Source organism: Confluentibacter citreus, from assembly GCF_002807055.1.
Classification (GTDB): Bacteria; Bacteroidota; Bacteroidia; order Flavobacteriales; family Flavobacteriaceae; genus Confluentibacter; species Confluentibacter citreus.
In genome coordinates, this window is the sequence record NZ_NIXN01000007.1 from 100,426 (window position 1) to 121,974 (window position 21,549).

At 35.9% G+C, this 21,549-nt stretch carries 18 protein-coding genes; 5 read left to right on the top strand and 13 right to left on the bottom strand.

Translation table 11 applies throughout. From position 1 onward, the window contains the following. Positions 1–15: 15 nt before the first annotated feature. The 11 genes from CDH49_RS13245 to CDH49_RS13295 form a co-directional block, all read right to left on the bottom strand. Positions 16–708: a carbohydrate-binding protein gene (locus CDH49_RS13245; RefSeq protein WP_204524831.1), complete on the bottom strand. Its 693-nt coding sequence runs from the start codon at positions 706–708 to the stop codon at positions 16–18. Positions 709–884: 176 nt separating this feature from the next. After that, entirely contained in the window at positions 885–2,219 is a 1,335-nt protein-coding gene (locus CDH49_RS13250; RefSeq protein WP_100616016.1) for a glycoside hydrolase family protein, read from the bottom strand. A 6-nt stretch (positions 2,220–2,225) separates the two neighbouring features. Further along, positions 2,226–4,427 (bottom strand): glycoside hydrolase family 3 N-terminal domain-containing protein, encoded by a 2,202-nt coding sequence (locus CDH49_RS13255; protein WP_100616017.1) that lies wholly within the window; start codon positions 4,425–4,427, stop codon positions 2,226–2,228. 24 nt (positions 4,428–4,451) lie between these two features. Further along, positions 4,452–5,354 carry a sugar phosphate isomerase/epimerase family protein gene (locus tag CDH49_RS13260; protein ID WP_100616018.1) on the bottom strand — a complete coding sequence of 301 codons (903 nt, stop codon included), beginning with the start codon at positions 5,352–5,354 and terminating at the stop codon, positions 4,452–4,454. Continuing rightward, positions 5,354–6,667 carry an MFS transporter gene (locus CDH49_RS13265; protein WP_100616019.1) on the bottom strand — a complete coding sequence of 438 codons (1,314 nt, stop codon included), beginning with the start codon at positions 6,665–6,667 and terminating at the stop codon, positions 5,354–5,356. Before CDH49_RS13265 ends, CDH49_RS13260 begins: the two co-directional genes overlap by 1 nt. Before the next feature lie 22 nt (positions 6,668–6,689). Beyond that, positions 6,690–7,871, bottom strand: coding sequence for a Gfo/Idh/MocA family protein (locus CDH49_RS13270; protein ID WP_100616020.1), 1,182 nt, complete (start codon positions 7,869–7,871; stop codon positions 6,690–6,692). Positions 7,872–7,892: 21 nt separating this feature from the next. Further along, entirely contained in the window at positions 7,893–8,891 is a 999-nt protein-coding gene (locus CDH49_RS13275; RefSeq protein ID WP_100616021.1) for a glycoside hydrolase family 5 protein, read from the bottom strand. An 18-nt stretch (positions 8,892–8,909) separates the two neighbouring features. Further along, positions 8,910–9,794, bottom strand: coding sequence for a phosphotriesterase family protein (locus CDH49_RS13280; RefSeq protein WP_317044395.1), 885 nt, complete (start codon positions 9,792–9,794; stop codon positions 8,910–8,912). A 17-nt stretch (positions 9,795–9,811) separates the two neighbouring features. Further along, positions 9,812–10,831 carry a glycoside hydrolase family 5 protein gene (locus CDH49_RS13285; RefSeq protein WP_100616023.1) on the bottom strand — a complete coding sequence of 340 codons (1,020 nt, stop codon included), beginning with the start codon at positions 10,829–10,831 and terminating at the stop codon, positions 9,812–9,814. A 10-nt stretch (positions 10,832–10,841) separates the two neighbouring features. Further along, complete coding sequence (locus tag CDH49_RS13290) at positions 10,842–11,795, bottom strand: sugar phosphate isomerase/epimerase family protein (RefSeq protein WP_100616024.1); 954 nt, start codon at positions 11,793–11,795, stop codon at positions 10,842–10,844. 318 nt (positions 11,796–12,113) lie between these two features. After that, positions 12,114–13,718 carry a PKD domain-containing protein gene (locus tag CDH49_RS13295; RefSeq protein WP_100616025.1) on the bottom strand — a complete coding sequence of 535 codons (1,605 nt, stop codon included), beginning with the start codon at positions 13,716–13,718 and terminating at the stop codon, positions 12,114–12,116. Between the two features lie 334 nt (positions 13,719–14,052). On the opposite strand from CDH49_RS13295, the gene CDH49_RS13300 reads away from it, so the two are divergent. Genes CDH49_RS13300 through uxuA form a run of 3 tightly spaced genes read left to right on the top strand, consistent with a single transcriptional unit; the run spans position 14,053 to position 17,451 of the window. Beyond that, complete coding sequence (locus CDH49_RS13300) at positions 14,053–15,399, top strand: Gfo/Idh/MocA family protein (RefSeq protein ID WP_100616026.1); 1,347 nt, start codon at positions 14,053–14,055, stop codon at positions 15,397–15,399. Between the two features lie 25 nt (positions 15,400–15,424). Further along, on the top strand, positions 15,425–16,252 hold the full coding sequence (locus CDH49_RS13305) for an SDR family oxidoreductase (RefSeq protein WP_100616027.1): 828 nt from the start codon (positions 15,425–15,427) through the stop codon (positions 16,250–16,252). A gap of 20 nt (positions 16,253–16,272) precedes the next feature. After that, positions 16,273–17,451 carry a mannonate dehydratase gene (gene uxuA / locus CDH49_RS13310; protein ID WP_100616028.1) on the top strand — a complete coding sequence of 393 codons (1,179 nt, stop codon included), beginning with the start codon at positions 16,273–16,275 and terminating at the stop codon, positions 17,449–17,451. Between the two features lie 521 nt (positions 17,452–17,972). On the opposite strand, the gene CDH49_RS15890 is transcribed toward uxuA, so the two are convergent. Next, positions 17,973–18,107 (bottom strand): hypothetical protein, encoded by a 135-nt coding sequence (locus tag CDH49_RS15890; RefSeq protein WP_262496641.1) that lies wholly within the window; start codon positions 18,105–18,107, stop codon positions 17,973–17,975. 13 nt (positions 18,108–18,120) lie between these two features. Here CDH49_RS15890 and gntA point away from each other — a divergent pair, with 13 nt between their 5' ends. Then, positions 18,121–18,789, top strand: a complete 669-nt coding sequence (gntA, locus tag CDH49_RS13315; protein ID WP_100616029.1) for a guanitoxin biosynthesis heme-dependent pre-guanitoxin N-hydroxylase GntA — start codon at positions 18,121–18,123, stop codon at positions 18,787–18,789. Then, positions 18,786–19,415, top strand: a complete 630-nt coding sequence (locus CDH49_RS13320) for a DUF1989 domain-containing protein (protein WP_100616030.1) — start codon at positions 18,786–18,788, stop codon at positions 19,413–19,415. The genes gntA and CDH49_RS13320 overlap by 4 nt, the downstream gene beginning before the upstream one ends. A gap of 100 nt (positions 19,416–19,515) precedes the next feature. On the opposite strand, the gene CDH49_RS13325 is transcribed toward CDH49_RS13320, so the two are convergent. Beyond that, positions 19,516–21,540: an outer membrane beta-barrel protein gene (locus CDH49_RS13325; RefSeq protein ID WP_100616031.1), complete on the bottom strand. Its 2,025-nt coding sequence runs from the start codon at positions 21,538–21,540 to the stop codon at positions 19,516–19,518. Between the last annotated feature and the right edge of the window lie 9 nt (positions 21,541–21,549).

The following is a 21,549-nucleotide window of genomic DNA, read 5'->3' on the forward strand; positions in this document are numbered from 1 at the left end:
TTATTTTTAATGTTTTTATTTTAATAATTTGAACTCCAAATAATCATAATTCATTTGGCCAACGGCCACAGTGAGAAGTGTGATGGTTTGAATTCCTTTTTTAAGTGGTATTGTTCCTAAATCATGTATATAATTCCAATGATGCCATTGGCGCCATGCAATTGGGTCGTCTTTATGAAAGGTTGTGGGAACATTCAATATTCCTGAATTTCCTGTTTTATTGGATACCACGGAAATTTTTCCATTTTGGTTAGAGGTGTACATTAATCCAATTTGATAAACGCCAGATATTTTTACATCTATTGTGTATTTAGTCCATTCTCCTGCTTGAGTCCAGCCCACGTATAATTGATCTTTTTCGGGCTGAACGATGTTGTATTTAGAATTGTCTATGCTATCATGATACTTCGTAAATGAAATATCTACAGCTTCATTAATTCTAAAAGTGCTTAAATAATCGGTTCCTCTGTTTAAATTACCACTACCACTATTTTTTGTGTCGTTATCATGATAGGCGATACCTTCACCACCAAAGTTGTAATACTCGCATTCTAGTTTACCGGGAATGGTCTGCATCCCTTTTTTATATACCTCATCTGCATAAATGCTTTTGTGGTTTTTTAATGCGGCATTTTTATGACAAGAAAATAATATAAAGCATAAACTAACTAATATGATGGAAAGGCTAATATTATTTATTTTTTTCATCTAATTTGAATGTTTATGAGATTTACTTATTTACAAGAATATTATTTGTGGCATCTTGTACAATTTTAATATTGTTAAAACCTCTTAAACCACTAAATCCTATAGATATTATTATTTCATTGTTTAAAGTGATGGGTTGACCGCCTTCACATGGTATTAAATCTGGTAGTGCATTGTTAGTTGTTAATAGTTGTTGGGGGCAGGTTGTTTATGGCCATTTCCAGATCATACATTATTTGATAGGTTTTGTTGCCGCTGTTATCAAATTTTAAAAGTATGGTCGATTGCGGCTTGGAAACCAATTTATAGTTAGCCTTTATGTTTTTTGTGGCGCTGATAGTCAAATCATTAGTTCCATTTACCTGATTGTTTATGGTGTTTAAATCGATGTTTAATGAGTTTGTTTCGTGTTGATTCATAATGATAATGGTTGTATCATCATCTGTTTTTGATCCAAACACTTTCAGATAAGGATTGCTAGATTTCATTTTAATGTAAGATCCTTTCATGTTTTCTGCCATCATTTGCATGTGATAATAGGTTGAATGAGGTAAAAATTCAGGAGGACCTCCAATGTAGCCAAAGTAGGTACTCGCTCTGTCACTTTCTTGAATACACCAAGGTGTAACGGTGAAGGCATTGTGTTCCATGGCCATTGAAAATACATCTACCCAAAATTGTCCATTGATGAATGAAGGTACTGCAATACCGGAAACGCTTAAATCATCTGGGTTGTCATAGGTAATATTAAATTCTGTAAGTCCCCAAATCAAAGCATCTTCACCAGCTCTATCATATTTTTTGTTAGCAGCTTCCAAATCTTCTTTTAAGTCTAAAATCATACCCCGCATTTTTGAAACTGAATAAAAAATAACATCCGATCTTGAATAGTCTTTAGCATTTGGATAGTTGTGGAAATTTATGCCATCTACATACCAATTACCATTTTCATCACGACCCGCAAGGCTATTTTTATCATTTAGTAAAAGAGCTTCATAAGCCTCATTGTAATAAGCTGCTAAATCAGGGACATGAATTTTGATGGTAGGGTCAACAGCTTTCATGGCAGAAGCATGTACTTTTATGTATGAAGAAATAGAATCTACCGTCATTTTTGCCATGTGGTAAGGTTCATTTCCAATAGACCAGAACTTTATTTTGGTAGCTTCATTGCTATTAAAAAACGCCACTAATTTTGCGGATTCTTCGGCAGATTTATGTTGCGACACCTGCATTAAAGGCTCTGCGCCAATAGATTTGATAGCAGTTACCCATTTTAATAACGTTTCATTATCGGGCATATTTCTATTAAATCCATTGCCTCCAATTCTAATAATTTTAATGCCACTTTTTTTAATCTTTGGCCATAATTGGTCTATATAACCTGTTCTGTTTTCAGCCTTATCTGTAAGCCACATGTTTTGTCCGAATAAATACGGACTTATTTCTTGTCCTTTTAATTGGTTCACTGTGGTAATGAATACCAGTAATGCGATGCTAATTTTTTTCATTTTTATTTAATCTATTATTTGAAAACTAATTTTCTGTTCATTCACTATAACAAAGTAATCACCTGCTTCTAAATGTTTCTTTCCAAAACTATCTACATAACTTAAATCGCGCATGGGGTCTATTTCAAACCGATATATTGCTTTTTCTCCTGCCTTAATAAATTTTTTATCGAAGAATTGCAGTTCTTTCATGGGCCTGGAAATGGTAGCAACAGGATCTTTTATAAACCATAAAACGGCTTCTTTTCCATCGATGTCTCCCGAATTTGTAACTTCTACTTCAGCAGTTAATGTCTCACTTCTTTTAATTTGAGTTGAAGATAATTTGATATTACTATACTCGTAAGTTGTATAGCTTAACCCATGCCCAAACCAGTATAAGGGATCTCTGGGGATGTCTTGATAATGTCCTAGAGTAGGTCTTGCCGATTCACGCATGTTATAATAAATGGGAATTTGCCCTGTACTTTGTGGAAAGGTTATGGATAATTTACCTGATGGATTATGTCTGCCAGATAAAATACCAGCAACCGCTGAACCCGCCATGGTACCAGGTTGCCATATTTCAACTACGGCATCTGCTAATTTATTTAATCTTATAAGCTCAAGTGGCCTTCCGCTAGAAAGCACTAAAATAATGGGTTTTTTAGCTTTAAGTAATTCTTCAACTAAATCTTCTTGAATTTTTGGTAAAGCAATACTAGAACGCGAACCGTTTTCACCACTCCAATTCTTTTTTTCTCCTAAAAAAACAATGACGACATCCGATTTTTCAGCAGCTTTTAGGGCCTCTGAAAAGCCATTTCTATCATCACCATCAAAATCACAGCCTTTAGCGTAATGCAAATCTGCTTTATTTTTAAACTCTTTTTCCAATCCTTCATAAATGGTTTCAACGTCTTCCGGTCTTCCCATGCCTTCCCAGCTACCCATGATGTTTATTGAATCTTTTGCCATCGGTCCAATAATTGCCAAGTTTTTATACTTTGATGAAATAGGAAGTGTTTGATTATCATTCTTTAATAAGACCATTGATTCAGAGGCAAGTTGTTCGGCTACTTCTAAATATTCTGGCAATAAATAACGGTTCTCTTCTGAAACGACATCAACATAAGGATTTTCAAAAAGGCCTAATTGCATTTTTACACGTAATATTCTTCGAACAGCCTCATCTATGGCTGTCATGGAAATTTTGCCTTCTGCTACCAACTCAGGTAAATAATCTACATATACATCATCAACCATATCCATTTCTACACCAGCTAAAAACGATTTCATTCCAGCTTCTTTTTTGTCTTTAGCGACCCCTTGTTCTACTAAATTTCGAACAGAACCCCAATCTGAAATCACAAATCCATCATGGTTCCATTTTTCTTTTAGTATTTCTGTTAATGTATAATGATTAGCCGATGCAGGAACACCAGAAATATCATTAAAACCACTCATTACCGTAGCTGCTCCAGCTTTAATACCAGCTTCAAAAGGTGGTAAAAATGTTTCCCAAAGGGTTTGCATAGAAACATCACTGTAATGGTAATCTCTACCGCCTTCAGATAGGCTATAACCAACATAATGTTTTAAGCAGGCGGCAATGGTATATTTATCGGCAAGGTTAGCACCTTGATAGCCGTTTACTGCTGCAATGGCGAATTGCGATGTTGCATAAGAATCTTCACCATAACCTTCTGAGACACGTCCCCAGCGGGCATCCCTAGCTACATCCAGCATAGGTGAAAACGTCCAATCTAATCCAGATAGCCAGCTTTCTTTGGCTGATATTTCGCAAGATTTTTTAACCAGATCGGTGTTCCAAGAGCAGGCTTGTGCCAAAGAAATTGGAAAAATAGTACGGTAGCCATGAATACAATCAAAACCAAAAATGATAGGAATGCCTAAACGAGATTCTTCCATAGCTTTTTTTTGAATTTGATTTCGGTATTCAGGATGGGTGCTTCTATAAAGCAGTGAGCCAATTAAGGGACTAACGGCTTTCATTTTATCGCCAATGTTATTTGGGTTAGCGTTTTGCCCGTAGGTCCATTGGTTCATTTGTTTGATTTTCTCATCTAATGTCATCAGTCCTAGTAAATTTTCAATGCGATCCTCAATAGGCGCATTTTTGTCCTTGTAAAGTGGTTGCCTAGTTTGTGAAAAGGAGCTTATATTACAAGTTACTAATAGGATTATGGTTAAAATATTTCTCTTCATTTGCTTATAGTTTGAGGTATTGATTTAATTTAATGCTGAAAGAACGTCTTTAAAAAGTTTTTTTACTTTGATTTTTGGGTCGCCAGAACCGAGCGTTTCTATAGGAATATAGCCTTGATAGCCCGAAGGTTTTATGATGGACATGAGTTTATTTAAATCGGTTTTAGTTTCAATACCGTTCACATAAACATATTCTTTTATTTGCCAGCTAACGGCATAAGGGATACAGGCCTCAATATGGGTGTATGGATTTCCAGATTTAAAACTTCCAATGTCAAGAATCAGTCCAAACCATTCTGAATCAACACGTTTTATGATATCGATAACTTGGTCTGATGTCTTTATAAAATCCCAATGATTTTGAATCCCAATTATAACGCCATGTTGTTTTCCGTATGCAACACATGCTTTAATGGCGTCAATCATGTAGCTAGTTACCTCATCATGGGTAAAACCATTTGGTAATGCTTCACCAGCAAAAATGCGAATGATAGGAATACCCATTTTTTCAGCAGCATCAACCCATGATTTTACTAATTGAATACTTTTATTACGGATTTCACTGTTTGGACTGGTGAAATTAGTTCTAACACCGGTACCACTAATGTCTAAGCCTAAAAGAAAGGCTTGTTGTTTAACTTTATACAGATAATCGTTTGGAGGCACATTGGGGTATCCATCAAAATAGTAGGCTGTAATATCCACGGCATCAAATCCAATAGCGGCACAGTAAGCCATTAAATCGAAAACATCCATACTACCATTTGATAGTGGTTCATTAAATGAATAGGCGTTTAAACTTGATTTAAGCCTTGTTTTTGCGTTTAAAGTTGAATTTTGTGACTGTGCATTCAGTTTAATGGTAAGTAAAACAGACAGCATTAAGCCAAGAAATAGTATTTTTTTGAAGTGCTTTTTGTGGGTCATTATAAATCAACTTTTGGCATTTTTGGAACTAACAAGTTGAATAGCCCCCAAGCAATTAAGTAGGCTAGAGCACAAAAAATAAACATGAAATAATAGCCGGTTTCTATTTCTCCACGGTTATTAAAATGATCTAATAGTAATCCAGCAGATTTAGCAACAATCACACCGCCCACAGCACCAATCATGCCACCAATGCCCACGACCGATGCCACTGCTTTTTTAGGAAACATATCAGAAACTGTTGTAAATATATTGGCAGACCAAGCCTGATGTGCTGATGTTGCCAATCCGATAATTAAAATGGCGTACCAATAATTTATTTTCCCTAATTCTTGTGCGGCCAGCATGGGCAAAGCTAATATGGCGAATAGCAGAAGTGCTGTTTTTCGTGCTTTGTACAAGGGCCATCCTAGTTTCATAAAATAGCCAGAAAGCCATCCGCCCGCAATGCTTCCAAACATAGCCATGGTATATACTACGGCAATTGGCAATGCTAAGTCTAGTTTGGTCATGCCATATTCTTTATTTAAGAAGGAAGGCAACCAAAACAATAAAAACCACCAAACGGGGTCTGTAAAGAATTTTAAAAGTGCAAAAGACCAGGTTTGTTTGAATTTTAATAATTGAACCCATTTTACTTTATCTTCAGTTTTTGTGGAAAGGTCATCCATATCGTCACTATGGATATAATCAAACTCTTCTTTTGAAAGTTTTTTATGTTTGGCAGGTGTTTCATAAAACATAAACCAAAAAATCAGCCAAACAAGTCCAATGGCTCCTGTAATAATAAAAGCCCATTCCCAACCAAGTGTAAGCGCTATAAGTGGTACCGTTAAAGGCGCAATAATAGCACCCACATTAGTACCTGAATTAAAAATACCAGCTGCTAAAGCGCGTTCCTTTTTAGGAAACCATTCGGCCACAGTTTTTATGGCAGCGGGAAAATTTCCAGCTTCACTTACACCTAAAAAACCTCTAGCAACACCAAAACCAAATGTGCTGCGCGCAAAGGCATGACCAATGGCAGCCAGACTCCAAACCACTAATGAAAGGGCATAGCCAAGTTTCGTTCCTATGCGGTCTATAAGATATCCAGCACCCACCATACCCAAGGCATAGGCAACTTGAAAGGCTACAACAATATTGGCGTAATCAGATTCATTCCATCCAAATAAAGGCTCTAAATAATCGTCTTTTAATAAACTAATTACCTGTCTGTCTAAATAATTTATAGTCGTTGCAAAAAATACTAAAGACAGAATTGTCCATCTGTATTTTTTTTTTGTTTCTAAGGGTACTTCTTTTATGGTCATTTATATTGTTGAACTAGATGCGTTAAAAAATGGTAATGGGTAATTCAATACCTTGTTTTGAAGCAGATAGGTAGCCTGTATAAATAGTAGCCATAACATCGGCAGCTAAACTGCTGTTGCTTTGTATGGGTGTATTATTGGCTACCGAATTGTAAAAGGCATCCATTTCATGTTGATAGCCATTAAACCATGCTTCGTCTGGCGATATATTGGACCAGCCTTGTTTTGTTCCTGTTTTTTCAACTACGTATATATCGTGGAAATTTTCATCAACAGGATTATAAGTTTGCATGGCATTATTAGGTGTGATATTGCAAATGGTTCGGTGGTTATTGGCATGAATCTCTAGGTGGTTTTTAACACCCCCATGAACTAATTCACTGGCAATAATATCAGCAATGGTGCCATCTTCAAAAACCACGTGTAAGCTGGCATAATCTTCAATATCGGTATATGTGTCTTTTAAATGGCCTTCATTTTTATAAGTGTCCATACGTGTTATGGCATGAACCCTAGCCGATATGGTTTTAGGGTGAATGGGTTTACCATCTCTGGAAATGCCTTCAACATGTTTTAGATAAATGGCAGCGGTAAGTGGATGTACTCCTTTACCCATTAAAGAGCCACCGCCAGATAATTTCCAAATTCCGTAATCTTTTGAATGGGATCCAGAATGCGATTGTTGCCCTTGAATCCATAAAATTTGAGCATCGGTTTTTTCAATGACTTCACGTTCTTTCTGAATTGCTGGCGCATATACCCAGTTTTCGGCATACATAATTAAGCCTTTGCTGTTCTTTTCAGCATCAAGCATTCGTTTAATGCTCTCAAGTGTTTTTTCTAATCCAACTTCTCTGGAAAAGGTATCACCGCTAAAATTTTCAGATTGGTCTCCAAAATAGCCGGTAAAAGGTTTTTCAACAATTACGTGCTTATTTTTTTTTAAAGCGGCTATAACAATAGGCTCATGGGTAACAGGTGGGGTACAAATATGTACAACATCGCAAACATTAAAGAGGTTATCTATATCATCAAAAGCCTTTATTTGGTATTCCTTGGAGAAAGATTCAAGTTTTTCCGGATTTTTAGAATAGGCACCTTCAACATTTATTTTGGCACTATAAACACGTTTCAATGCTTCCATATGAAACCTTGCTGCAAAACCAGTTCCTATAATGCCGACTTTAATAATTTGATTATTCATTTTTTCTTAATTAAAAATATTTTATTTTGGAATCAAAGCACGATATAGCCCTTCATTCCACTCATTTGTTTTCAAATTATAAATTCCAAAACCTTGATTCAATTCCCAATAACTCCAACTCCAACCTAATGAATCCGCTAATCTCGCAACATAGCTAGTCCATTTAATTCTAAATGCCATTTCTGTTTTGTTATAAACACCAAATTCCCCTAAATGTAAGGGTCTTTTGTGTGCTATGGACCAATCTTGAGCTATTTTAAGATCGTCGATAACAGTTTGCTCGGGCATGGATTCTGTTGGCCATTCAATACCACTTATGTCTTTACGTTTAGGATTCCATTCGGCTCCTTGATGGGTAAAATCAATAGGTTCGTAATAGTGAATGGTTACAATAATATTTCTGTCGGCTTCAGGTAATTCTAAATCCTTTAAATATTTAATTTGATTACCGTAAATAGTGCCAATTAAAATGGTTCTATTGGGGTTACTTTTTCTAATAATTCGGTAGGCCATTTTGTAAAAATCATTCCATAAATCTGGTGCTACATTGGGCTCATTAGCAATTTCAAAAAGTATTTCACTTGGAGCATCTTTATAATGTTCCGCTATTTGTTGCCAAATGGCATAAAAGGCTGGAGCAACACCTAGTGGGTCATTTTGAATAACATGATGCTGATGAAAGTCTATTATTGGGATTAAATTATTGGCTAAAGCGTTGTTTACGGCTTCATCCAGCATATCAAAAAAAGATGGCTTTAGAGTAAAATCCGTTTCACTTAGAGTTTCTTTGAAAGGTGCTATGGGAATCCTTACGTTATTAAATCCAGCCTCTTTAATGATTCTATAATGATTAGCATTCATATTCTCAATATTGGGAATATTAATACCTCTGTTAAGTCTTTTGTTCAATTCAAAAGCGGCATTGTTGATGGAATCTATTTGTGCTTGTAGGATGGTATTGTTGATTAGAAAAGCAACAACAACTACTTTAAATATTTTATTTTGAAAAAGTGATTTCATAGTTTAAAGTTATATTTATTATTGATTTGAAAAAGCATTTTTTGGATTTTCAACTAAAAGTTGGTTAATGTCATTTTCTGTAAATCCAGCAGTTAGTATTTCAGGAATAAGTACATCAGGAATGGCATCGTAGGGTCTTATTTTTTGTCCTCTCGGAAAGCTGTTGCCATCATGGGATATTAATATTTTATGAAGTAGTTTTTTAGATTTGAATTCTTTTAGAATAGTTATATAGTGGTTTGTGTTTGATGCAGTAACACCATCTAAGGAAATCCATAATCCTTTTGAAGCCTGTTCTAATAAGTAAGCCGTATTTTCAATTTTATTGGCATGAACCCAAATTAAAGCATCATAACGAACATGATGCTTTTCTAAAAGGTTAAGTTGTGCTTCTATAGCCTCAATATTTTCAGCGGTATGTACTGCGAGTGTAAGTCCTGTTTTTTTATGGGTTAAAACACCAGCTTCGAATAACTTTTTGTCTATTTCAGAAGGCATGCCGGCATCAAAAGCTAACTTTATAAAACCTGGTTTTATGTTTGTGCTGTCTATACCATTCTCAAATTCTGAAATCCATTTTTTTGAAATAGCTTCTACACTTTCGTTATAGGCAAACTCAGGAATATAATTATCGTTCGCTGCGCCATAATATCCTGTATTAGTAACAATTTGTATACCTGTAGCCTCTGAAATTTTTTTCAACAAGTCCACACGTCTTCCAAAAAAAGCAGTGGTACAATCAAAAATGGTATGGATGCCTTTATCTTTTAAATTTTTTAAATAAGGAATGATTTGTTTGAAGGCCGCTGCTTCATTGTAATTGCTTGCGTCATTGACGTTAGCACCAAAATTAGACATGATATGTTCATGTGTTAATGTCATTCCCATATTATTGATATCTATCGTACCCGTTACGGTATTTAATTTTTTTTTTCGATGGGAAGCAGCGCCTCCTTAATAGGTGTGTTCCATTGGTCTTTGTCGATATCATACACAATAAAATCGGAATCAAATTGCCAATAGCTCCAACTCCAATTCCTGGCTTCGGCTTGTCTGGCAACATAATTGGTCCATCGTACTCTTGATGCCATATCGGCTTTTTCGTAAGCCCCAAATTCTCCAAGAGTGAGTGGTCTGTTATGTTCCTTGGACCAATTTTGTGCTACATCAAAATCTCTATTCACGTCTTGTTCTTCTTTTTCAGTGTTAGTCCAAGTAATGCCACTTAAATCTTTGTTTTTGGTAGACCATGGTGCGCCTTGATGTGTGAATTGAATGGGCGAGTAGTAGTGAATGGCCACAATAATGTTGCGGTCGTTTTCTGGTAATTCTAAATCTTTTAAATAATTTATTTGATTGCCATATATGGTGCCGATTATTAATGTTCGGTTAGGGTTGGAACTTCTAATGATTTTATAGGCTTCATGATGAATCTCGTTCCATAATTCAGGCTTCATATTTGGTTCGTTGGCGATTTCAAAAAGCACCTCATTAGGTAAATCTTTACAATGTTCTGCTATTTGCTTCCACATAGCCAAAAACATGGGCTTTGTTCCTATGGGGTCTTTTTCCATGGCACCGTGCTCATGAAAATCGACAATGGGAATTAAATTGTTTTTTAAGGCTTCTTTAATAATCCAATCTAGTGTTGAAAAAAACTTAGGGTCGATGGTATAAGCATCATCCATAGAAAATCTAAAAGGTGAAATTTTTACACGCACATTACTAAAACCTGCCTCTTTAATTAATTTAAAATGTTTTTCTTTCATTCTCCCTTTTGAAAAGTCATTCCAAATAGGGTCATAACCAATAATATTGACGCCTCTGCCTAATTTTTCGTTTTGACTGAAAGCATATTCATTGGTGTTATAATTTTGGGCATTTATTTTAAAATGAGAGACTAATATTAGAATGACGAGTATTAAACCTGATTTTTTCATTTTTATGAGTTTATTGTTTTTTGTCAGTGCTAATTGCTTCTAAAGCGGCATTAAGTTGGGTAAGCATATTTTCAACACGTTGAAAAGGATCGTAAAAATCACCCCGAACTTTTAGTGTTTCAACAGGTACATAGCCTTTGTAACCGCCATCTTTAATTATTTTGACTAACTTTTTATAGTCTGTTCGGGTAGTTCCTCCATAGCCATCCGTAAACTCTTTTACTTGCCAATTGATGGCATATGGAACTAAAGCTTGAATATCTTTATAGGGGTCATCAGTAGTAAAATTGCCTGTATCTACTATGATGCCAGCCCATTTTGAGTTGACTCTGTTTAAAACATACAGACATTGTTCGGCAGTTTGAAGCATTTCTCCATGGTTTTGTATCCCTATTTTCACATTGTATTGTTCTGCCATTGGTAATAATTCTTTGTAACATTCTATCATCCAACCAGCTGGTTCTTCCCAATTGTCTTCATAGCCTTTAGGAATAGCCCCTGCAAAAACACGCAACACAGGCGCACCGAGTTTTGAAGCTGCTACAATCCATTGTTTTGCTAATGCAACTCCTTCCGCACGCACTTTTGGATCGGGCGAAGCAAAATTATTACGAATGCCAGTACCACTAATGGCTATACCGAGTTCATGGGCTCGGTTTTTAAAGTTGGCTAAGTAATCATCCGATGGTACTTTAGGGTAGGTTGGAAAGAAATACCCTGTTGGGTCCAGCGCTTTAATGCCTTGGTAATCGCACCAATCCAATAAATTTAATAGTGAGTACATTTGTTCTTTGTCCCTAGGGTCTTTAGCCTCCATTAAGTCACAAAAAGAGTAGGCATTTAATCCAAAAACAATGTCTTGCTTTTTTTCTTTTTTTAGTTCTTGGGCCATCCCCGATTTGCAAGAGAGACATAAAATGGAAAAGGCGAGTAGTGCGGTAAAACAATTGTATAATGATTTCATAAGAAATATATTTTTAAGTTTTTGTTTGTAATATTACTATTTGTCTAATATTGAATGAATTGGTAAGGGTATTCTATTTTTATTTTAAATCTGTTTTTAGTTTCAAACACGAATATATTGTGTCATGTTCTTGATGTGTTTATTATAAATTTAGTGATAAACAAATTTCACCATTAATTGAAAAATTGGAAGGTTGGAAACATGCTTATAATAGGGTCGATTTGTTTTTTTTAAGTAAAATTCAATTTAGAGTATGATTAAAAAAATCCGTAAAAGAGAACTTTCACGGATTTTATATTTAATTAAAAAAAACGACTATTAGTTTTCACTTAAAAAGATGTCATCAATAAAAACAATCCAAGAATCTGCAGTAGCAGTATAATCGCTGTCATCCGTTCTTATAGTAAATGATGTTAAAGCTGCTTTTGATGCTGGCGTTGCTGAAAGAGAGCCCAAATTACCATTTAATTTGATGTCGTCAAATGGAATTTTTAGTAGATGCCAAGCACCATCCCATGCCATCCCATATGCAGGCGCCCCTGGATCTAAAACCACCCAGAACTGACCAGCGCTAGTATTATGCCTTACTCTGATTTTTTTATTGGTCGTGGTTTTTATAGCTACGTTTAAGTAATTATATGCAGATGCGTTTAAGGGTGAAGTTGTAAAACTCATGTGCGATAATCCAAAACCATTTTGGTTGTTTCCAGAATTAACAGGATCAAATGTAAAACTATAGGCGTTATTGCCTTCAAAGGCACCAGATGTTAAAGATGCAATGACAAGATTTCCATTATTTGTAGGAGTAAGACCTAGATTACTTGTAGTTACATCCCGCTCGGTGAATATACCTAAAGTGTTGCCGTAATCTACACATGGTGAAGGAACGTTACCAGAAACAATGTATTGGATTACATTTAAGAATAATTTAGTTCCTAAGTCATTATAGGTGTAGGTGCCTGTTCCCGCTAAGTACATTCTTTTACCTACATGAACTCCGGCACCTGTATAAGCTGCAGTGTTTTCGTCCCACTCAACTATTGCAGCATTAGTACCATCAGTACCTATTAAAGCACCGCTACCAACTCCGGCAGTATCAGGGGTATTTAAAGTTCCAGTAGTAACAACACCAGTATTACTAGCGGTTAGGTCAATGCCTGTAAATATAGGATGTGTTTCTAATATAGCATTTACACTAGCTCCTCCTGTATCTATACCACCATCTGTGCTAAAAAGTTGTAATCTAGAAGTTCTCGATACGTAAGGACTCATTACAAGAACTGGAGTAGTAACTGACATCCAATTTGCTCTTACGGTTGCATCAGTTCCATAAGCACCACTATTGTTGTTTCTGGAAATAATTACCAAATCAAAACTGTTAAGCGTTGTAACACCGGCAGCATTAAGGTTTTCATATTTTGCAGATACTGCTTCAACTGTATGACCTGCGGCTTCAAGTGCTGCAATATAACCAGCTTCATTAGCAACATTGTTTGTAGCAATAGCAATATTATAAGTTCCTCCATCTCCACAAGGAGGTGTCACTGGGCCAGCATCAGGATCTTCCTCAACTATTATGGTTATCGATTTTGAGTCTGTCGTATTATCAATGTATTTAACAGATAATTTTGCTTCGTAAGTTCCTGGTGCATTATATGTTACTGTAACATTGGCGTCAAGTGAGCTACTAGGGCTTCCTCCAGGGAAAGACCACTCTGCGGTCTGAGTTTTATATGTAGCACTTGTGAAATCTACAGTTTCACCTTCTATTATGGTGTTGACAGATGCGCTAGCATCCACGGTACCTTTCTCGTAAATAGTTACCTCCCTAATGTCATCTTCACAGGAAAGTATTCCAACAGAAATAAAAACAAAAGCAACAAAATAGACAGCTTTAAATTTGATTAAGTTTTTTAAAATCATGATTAATAAGTTTTATTTAGTAATTAGTTTGAAATTTTAACAAAGATTTTAAATTCTATTAGTATTAAGGTGTCTTATAATTTTTCTTAAGGGGTTGATTTGTACAGAATAATTTAAAATAGGGGATTGATACAAAGAAATTGTTTTGCAACAGCAACATAATATTTATAAATGGATTCAGATTTTACATTACTAATAACTTTTTTTAATAAAATAAGAGATGGACATATAGCACCCCTATTAAAGATATTTGTATGAATGGGCTTTTCTCAAAAAATAGAACTTTGGAGGATGAATTGAACAACATGTTTGATTTTAATTTAACACATTTCAGATGGCTACAAATAGGAGAAAATTTATAAAAACTACAGTGTCAGGTGTCTTGGGAGTAGCATTTAGTAACTCGGTTAATGCCATGTCTGCTAAAAGTTATAAAAATATTACAGGATCAAACGATAGGATACACGTCGCGATTCAAGGCTTAGGAAGAAGGTACGGTGCTTATATTGATGCTATATCTGATAAAAATAACAACATACAACTGGTTTATTTGTGTGATGTCATGAAAAGTCAACGTGATAAAGCTGCTGTAGCATTTTCGAAAGTAATTGATTATAAACCAATTCTTGAAAACGATATTAGAAAGATTATCAACGACAAAAACATTGATGCCATTTTTATGGCAACCCCCGATCATTGGCATGCCCCAGGAGCCTGTATGGCCATGCAAGCAAATAAGCATGTGTATTTAGAGAAACCATGTAGTCACAATCCGCAGGAAGGCGAGTTGTTAGTTGCCTATCAGAAACATTATAATAAGGTCGTACAAATGGGGAATCAGCAACGTTCTTCATTAGAATCTATCGAAATTATCAAGGATATTCATCAGGGAATTATTGGAGATGCCTACAAAGCTATTGCGTTTTATAGAAATTCCAGAGGTATGGTACCTGTTCAAAAACAAGCAGCACCGCCAGATGGATTAGATTGGGAGTTGTTTCAAGGACCAGCACCCAGAAGAGCATACACCGATAATACATGGGATTACAATTGGCATTGGTATGGTTGGGATTATGGCACAGCCGAAACAGGAAATAATGCGACTCATGAATTGGATATTGCACGCTGGGCTTTAGATGTAAAGTATCCAGAGAGGGTAGATGTCTATTCAGGTAAATTTCAGCATAAAGAAGATGGCTGGGACATGTACGATACCATGGAAGCAACATTTAAGTTTTCAGGCAATAAAACCATACAGTGGGATGGGCAAAGTAGAAATGGATATAACAAGTATGGTTCTGGAAGAGGTACTATTATTTATGGTTCAAAAGGTTCTGTTTACATAGATAGGGGCGGCTATAAACTTTTTGATCTTAATGGAAAACTGATAAAGGAAAATAAATCCACCCAAACAGAAGAGGGCGTAGGTTTAGGTGGCGGCGGTAATTTATCAACACGTCATGCTGTTAATTTCTTTGATGCCATAAGGGGCAAAACAGCTTTAACCTCACCAATTGAGGAGGGTGCTATCAGTCAGATGCTTACCCACTATGCTAATATTTCATCTAGAATAAATAGTTCTTTTGAAGTAGATGAACAAACAGGACGTATTTTCAATAGAGAAGCCATGACATTATGGTCAAGGACCTATGAGCCAGGGTGGGACATAAAACCTATATAATAACAGATTAATCAATACAAAATAAATGAGTAAAGTAGTAGTAGTAACTGGTGCCGGGGGTGTATTATGCAGCACACTTGCAAAAGCGCTCGCCAAGCAAGGTCATAAAATAGCTGTTTTAGATTTAAAATTGGAAGCCGCTGAAATGGTGGCTAATGAGATCAAGGCTGCAGGTGGAACAGCTATTGGTGTTATGGCAAATGTTTTAGAAAAGGCCTCTTTGGAAGCGGCAAAAGCAGAAGTAAATAATACATTAGGAAGCTGTGATATTTTAATTAACGGCGCAGGAGGCAACCATCCTTTAGGGACAACTTCTAATCCACATTTGCTGGAAGAGGATTTGTTAAATGACACCCAAGGTTTTAAAACCTTTTTCGATTTAGATACGGAAGGCATTAAATTCGTTTTCAACTTAAATTTTATTGGCACGTTATTGCCAACGCAAATCTTTGCTAAAGATATGGTCGGTAAAAAGGGTTGCAGTATCTTAAATATTTCATCCATGAACGCCTTTACGCCATTAACCAAAATACCCGCATATAGTGGTGCAAAAGCAGCTGTTTCCAATTTTACACAATGGTTGGCAGTACATTTTTCAAAATTGGGTATTCGAGTAAATGCCCTAGCACCTGGATTTTTCTTAACAGACCAAAATAGAACATTATTAACCAATTCAAACGGCAGTTTAACACAAAGGGGACAGCAAATTATAGACCAGACCCCAATGGGCCGTTATGGTGTACCAGAAGATTTAATAAGTACAACCTTGTATTTATGCGATGATGCATCATCTTTTGTAACAGGTGTCATTATTCCTATTGATGGCGGGTTTTCCGCTTATAGTGGGGTTTAACAAATATTTAAATTTTATTTATGGAACAAACATGGCGTTGGTACGGACCCAATGATCCCGTATCCTTATCAGATATAAAACAAGCAGGTGCCACAGGAGTCGTATCAGCTTTACATCACATTCCAAACGGAACCGTATGGAGCATCGATGAAATCAATAAAAGAAAAGAAACCATTGAAAGTAAAGGGCTTACATGGAGTGTTGTGGAAAGCATTCCGGTGCACGAAAATATTAAAACACGCTCAGGAAACTTTCAGACATATATAGAGAATTACAAAAAAAGTATCGAAAACTTGGCGAGTTGTGGGATCTATATTGTGTGCTATAATTTCATGCCTGTTTTAGATTGGACTAGAACCGACTTAGCTTTTGAAGTAGAAGATGGCTCAAAGGCATTACGTTTTGATGTTACGGCATTTGCAGCATTCGAACTGTATTTATTGAAACGGTCAGGCGCCGAAAATACTTATTCAGAAACTCAAAAAGCAGAAGCTAAAGTGTATTTGGAAAAGCTCACCGAGGCAGAGACACAAACATTGGTAAAAAATATCATAGCAGGGCTTCCGGGTGCAGAAGAAGGCTATACGCTTGAGCAATTTCAAACCACCTTAGACACTTATGCCCATATTGATGCCCAAAAATTAAGGGATAACTTGGTGTCTTTCTTAAAGCAGATCATTCCGGTGGCATCCCAAAATAAGGTATTGATGTGTATCCATCCAGACGATCCGCCATATCCCATATTGGGATTGCCCAGAGTGGTGAGTACGGAAGCGGATTATGCCTATTTGTTTTCTGAAGTGCCAGATAGGGCCAATGGCATCACTTTTTGTACTGGATCTTTAGGGGTTCGGGCGGACAATGATTTGGTTCAAATCCTAAGACGTTTTGCAAATAGGATTCATTTTCTTCACTTTAGAAGTACCCAACGCGATGAAAAAGGCAACTTTTATGAAGCCAACCATTTAGAGGGCGATGTGGATATGTTTAGTGTGGTAAAGGAAATAGTTATTGAAGAGCGTAGGCGTAAAGCAGCAGGTATGGAAGATGCGTTGATACCCATGCGCCCAGACCATGGCCACCAAATGCTGGATGATTTGCATAAAAAAACCAATCCGGGATATTCTGGTATTGGCAGGTTGCGTGGTCTTGCCGAATTACGCGGACTGGAATTGGGGATATCAAAAAGTTTAACATAACACGTGATTACAACTAAAACGTTATCACCGATATTTTTTCTAAATACCTATCAAAGTAGTCAAATACTATAATAGATTTACTGAACATATATACCTATTGATGCCCACTTATTTAAAATTTTTATTATTTATTATGCTCCTTTTTAATATTACAGCTGATAGAAAATTTAAGTAAGTGGAGGTAACCAAAATAAATAGTAAGGCGAAACGAATTAAGAATCTAAAGATTTTACCAGATTACTTAACTAATATTTAATTGATAGCGTTCGTATTTTTCTTTTTTGCGCACTTTTATAAAGAGGGTTATATCTAATTTTATTTGATAAACTTAAATAAGATAATTATGAGCGCTCAAGACAAAAAAGAAGCCCCAAAAAAAGTGGATAAAAAAGAGGATAAAAAAGACACTCAAAAAAAATCGCCTGCTAGTCAAAAGTCAGGAAATCCTCCAAAGAAAAAATAATCAATTTTTTTCTGCAAAAAGCTTCTGGCAACGACATGTTGTCAGAAGCTTTTTTAATTTAAAATATATATACATTTTGTCCTGTTTGTACATCTACTTTGTTGCTATTATATGAAGAAAACAATAATTCTATTTGATTGGATTTTGAATGAAGTAAACGATAACAGGCAGCGATTAAAAAAATAGTCATCATTAATAATCATTTTATGACTCAACAGAACGCTAATACAATTGAACTTGAATATCGAAATTTCATTATAAAGCAAAAACATCCTTGTATCATGGCTAATACGGTTTTTGCAATGGATAATTACCATTTAAAAATTTATGATGACATGACATCAGATAAGATAATAGCTCCCATTCTTTTGGATATTGAAACCTATTTAAATCAGTATGATTTTGATTCTAATCACTTTGAATCTTTAATGTTTTGTTTTAAACAAAATAATTTTAAATCAGAACTAGTGTTTGAAAATGCGCTGTGGATATTTTTACAACGACTGCATAATCATGATGATATAGTTTGGGATTTCAATGTAAGTCAAAACCCAAACGATTCAAATTTTAGCTTCAGCATTAAGGGAAAAGCATTTTATGTAGTGGGTATGCATCCAGAGAGTTCAAGAATATCTAGGAAAGCACCTTATTGTACAATCGTTTTTAATTTACATTGGCAATTTGAAAAATTGAGGGAGATGGGGACCTATCAGAGTGTTAAAAAGAGAATACGTCGACGCGATAAGAAATTACAAGGAAGCATTAACCCCGTATTGCGTGATTTCGGTTCAGATACAGAGACGAAACAATATAGTGGAAGGGCAGTGGGCCATCAATGGGAATGCCCTTTTAAACCTAAAAATATAAATGTATGAGTGCATTACATATTATAGCGCCTCAATCTGGTGCGGCATTTGAAATGAATAAAGGCGATATGCTTACTGTTATTGATCCGCTGGGTCAACAAGTAAGCGACATGGTGCTTTTTAATCGTGATGATATAAAAGAAAAAATATCCTCTGGAAAAACCATGGATTTTGAAGAAACCATATTATTAACTAAGGGACATTTTTTATGGAGCAATCGTTCACAAAAAATGATGAAAATTATGGAAGATATTAATGGAAGGAATGATTTTCTGTTAGCCCCATGCAGTCCAGAAACATTCAAAATCATGTATAATAATCCTACCTATCATCCAAGTTGCTTGGAAAATTTGAATAGAAATTTGATGGTTTATGGTATTGAATTAGATGATATTCCAACAGCTTTCAACATTTTTATGAATGTTCAGTTTGATAAAACGGGTAAGCTTAAAGTGTTGCCTCCAACGTCTAAGCCTGGGGATTTAATTAGGTTTAAAGCCGAAATGGATCTCATAGTAGGTTTAACAGCTTGTTCTGCCGAAGATAGTAATGGTGGGTTATTTAAACCAATCCATTATCTTGTCACAAATCCCCCTTTTACAAACCAATACAATCCAAAAACTCGAGGTAGTTGACGACAAATTTAAAACTAAAAATCATGTCAATATGGTTTTAATATAAAAGTAAAGGGCTGCCTAAATTTAGACAGCCCTTTACTTTTTAATCGATTTAATTTTATTTACGGGGAATGATGTCAATTATGACCGTTCTGTTGTAAAAACGTTCCTCAGGATGTTTGTTATCAAACTGTGACAGGTTGGTGTCCTCACCAAATCCATGCACTTCAAATGTTACATCTGTTCTGCCCGTTTTTGCCAAGGCTTCTTTAATGATTGTGTGTACGTCATTTGCGCGTGCTACAGACAATTTTTGGTTGTAAGCGGCATCACCTATTATATCTGTATGTCCATGGATAATAACTTTTCCACTGGTTGGTATCTTTGGTGTAACCACTTCAGTAAGATATTTGTTATACATCGCGATAGATTGAGAATCATTGAAGTTAAAAGGCACGCTAAAACGCATCGCTTCTTCATTTTTAGACGGTGTCCAAAGAACCATTTTCGTGGAGGTTTCTCTTACCACAGTTGATCCTTCTTTAGTGATTCCTATCATTTTCACTTTGTAAACACCTTCAGGTCGTGTACCCATTATTGTTTTGCCCGGAATGGTTACCACATCTTGTGTGTAAGGACCAAAGTTTTGTTTTTTGCCCTTGTCATCTTCTATTTCCAATGTCCAAGATGTAAAAGCATTTGCTCCCCCTTCATTATTAAAGGAAACATAACTTTCTACAGGTGCTTCTTGCACGTTTACAATTTTTACAGGTTTTAACGGTGCATCGGGACCACTATTAAACTCTATCAATAATGCTGGGGAATTACTTTCAATCGAAACCCTTCTGTCTCCCTCACGTAACAATACAAGCTCTTCAGTTGCGCCCGGTTGCTCGGATGGAATTTTTGGTTTATTTAGACCTTCAGTAGTTATTCTGGAACCAGCAATAGCGAAAACATCGGTTAAATAACGTTTTACGGATTCAGCCATTGTTTTTGCATCATCAATTCCTTTTTCAGAAGAACCAACCAGTTTAATATTGGTGCCCGGATTTTTTACCATACGGTCACCAAGAATATTTAAAATATTATAGTACACAACCATTTGTCTTTCAGAACGTCCTGAAAGATTAGCGGGTGTGAATAATTGCACATTTTCTTCTTTAAAATCCTTAACCTCATCTTTTTTCAATAATACATAACGGTTTGGAATCTCTGTAGAACCTAAATCGAAGAATACATAATTAATTACTGGAAACGTTTCTACAACAGTGCGCTCTGAAGGAATGTTTTCTGGAGCATTAACGGTGAAATTAACTTTTGGATCTGCAGCTTCCACTTCCTCTACAGTGGTATTTTTACCAACTCCAAATTTAAGAACGGCACCGGCCCTGATGGTTGTGATATTCCAAGTTTCATTCGACCTTGGTGACTGACCAAAATAGGGGTGAAATGCAACATATGGAGAAAGCACAAATTGTGTTTTGTTATTTTGAGATGACAGCGGGATGTCATATCCAGCACCAATTTGCATGGATATAATGGTGTTTTTTACTTCACTAAAATCACCTGTTTCTTCTGGTAACATTACCTGTTCTGGGAAATCTGGGTTTGGATGTAACTGATAGGTAAACGATTTATCCATATTGAAAGCGAAACGGGGGCCTGCATATAAATAAAAGTCATTTCTAAAAGGAGCAAAGCGTATACTTGGCTCAATAGTTAAGTAGCTCAGGTTGGTTGACAGGTCCATAGGGCAATTACATACCGACAATGTCTCATCAAATTCTCCTTTGCGGCTGTCGAGGCCAAATTGTAACATCATACCCCATAAAGAGCCAGGACGATAATATTCAATAGATGGTGCAAGATAAAGTCCTACACCAGAACCGTCACCAAATGCTGCAGGTACAGTTAAGTCGGCATTTAATTGCTGTGTACTGCCTTCATAGAAGTTGAAATTGGCTCCTGTTGCAACACCAAACCACCATGATGGTTTGGTATATGTATTTTGTTCCTGTGCCAATAATGGCGCTTGAATCGTGGCTATTATAAAAGTAATTAAAACAGCGCTTTTTAAATTTATTGTATAAGTGGACCAAACGTTGCCTAATCCCTTTTTTATATTATATTTTGTTTTCATGTTTCTAGG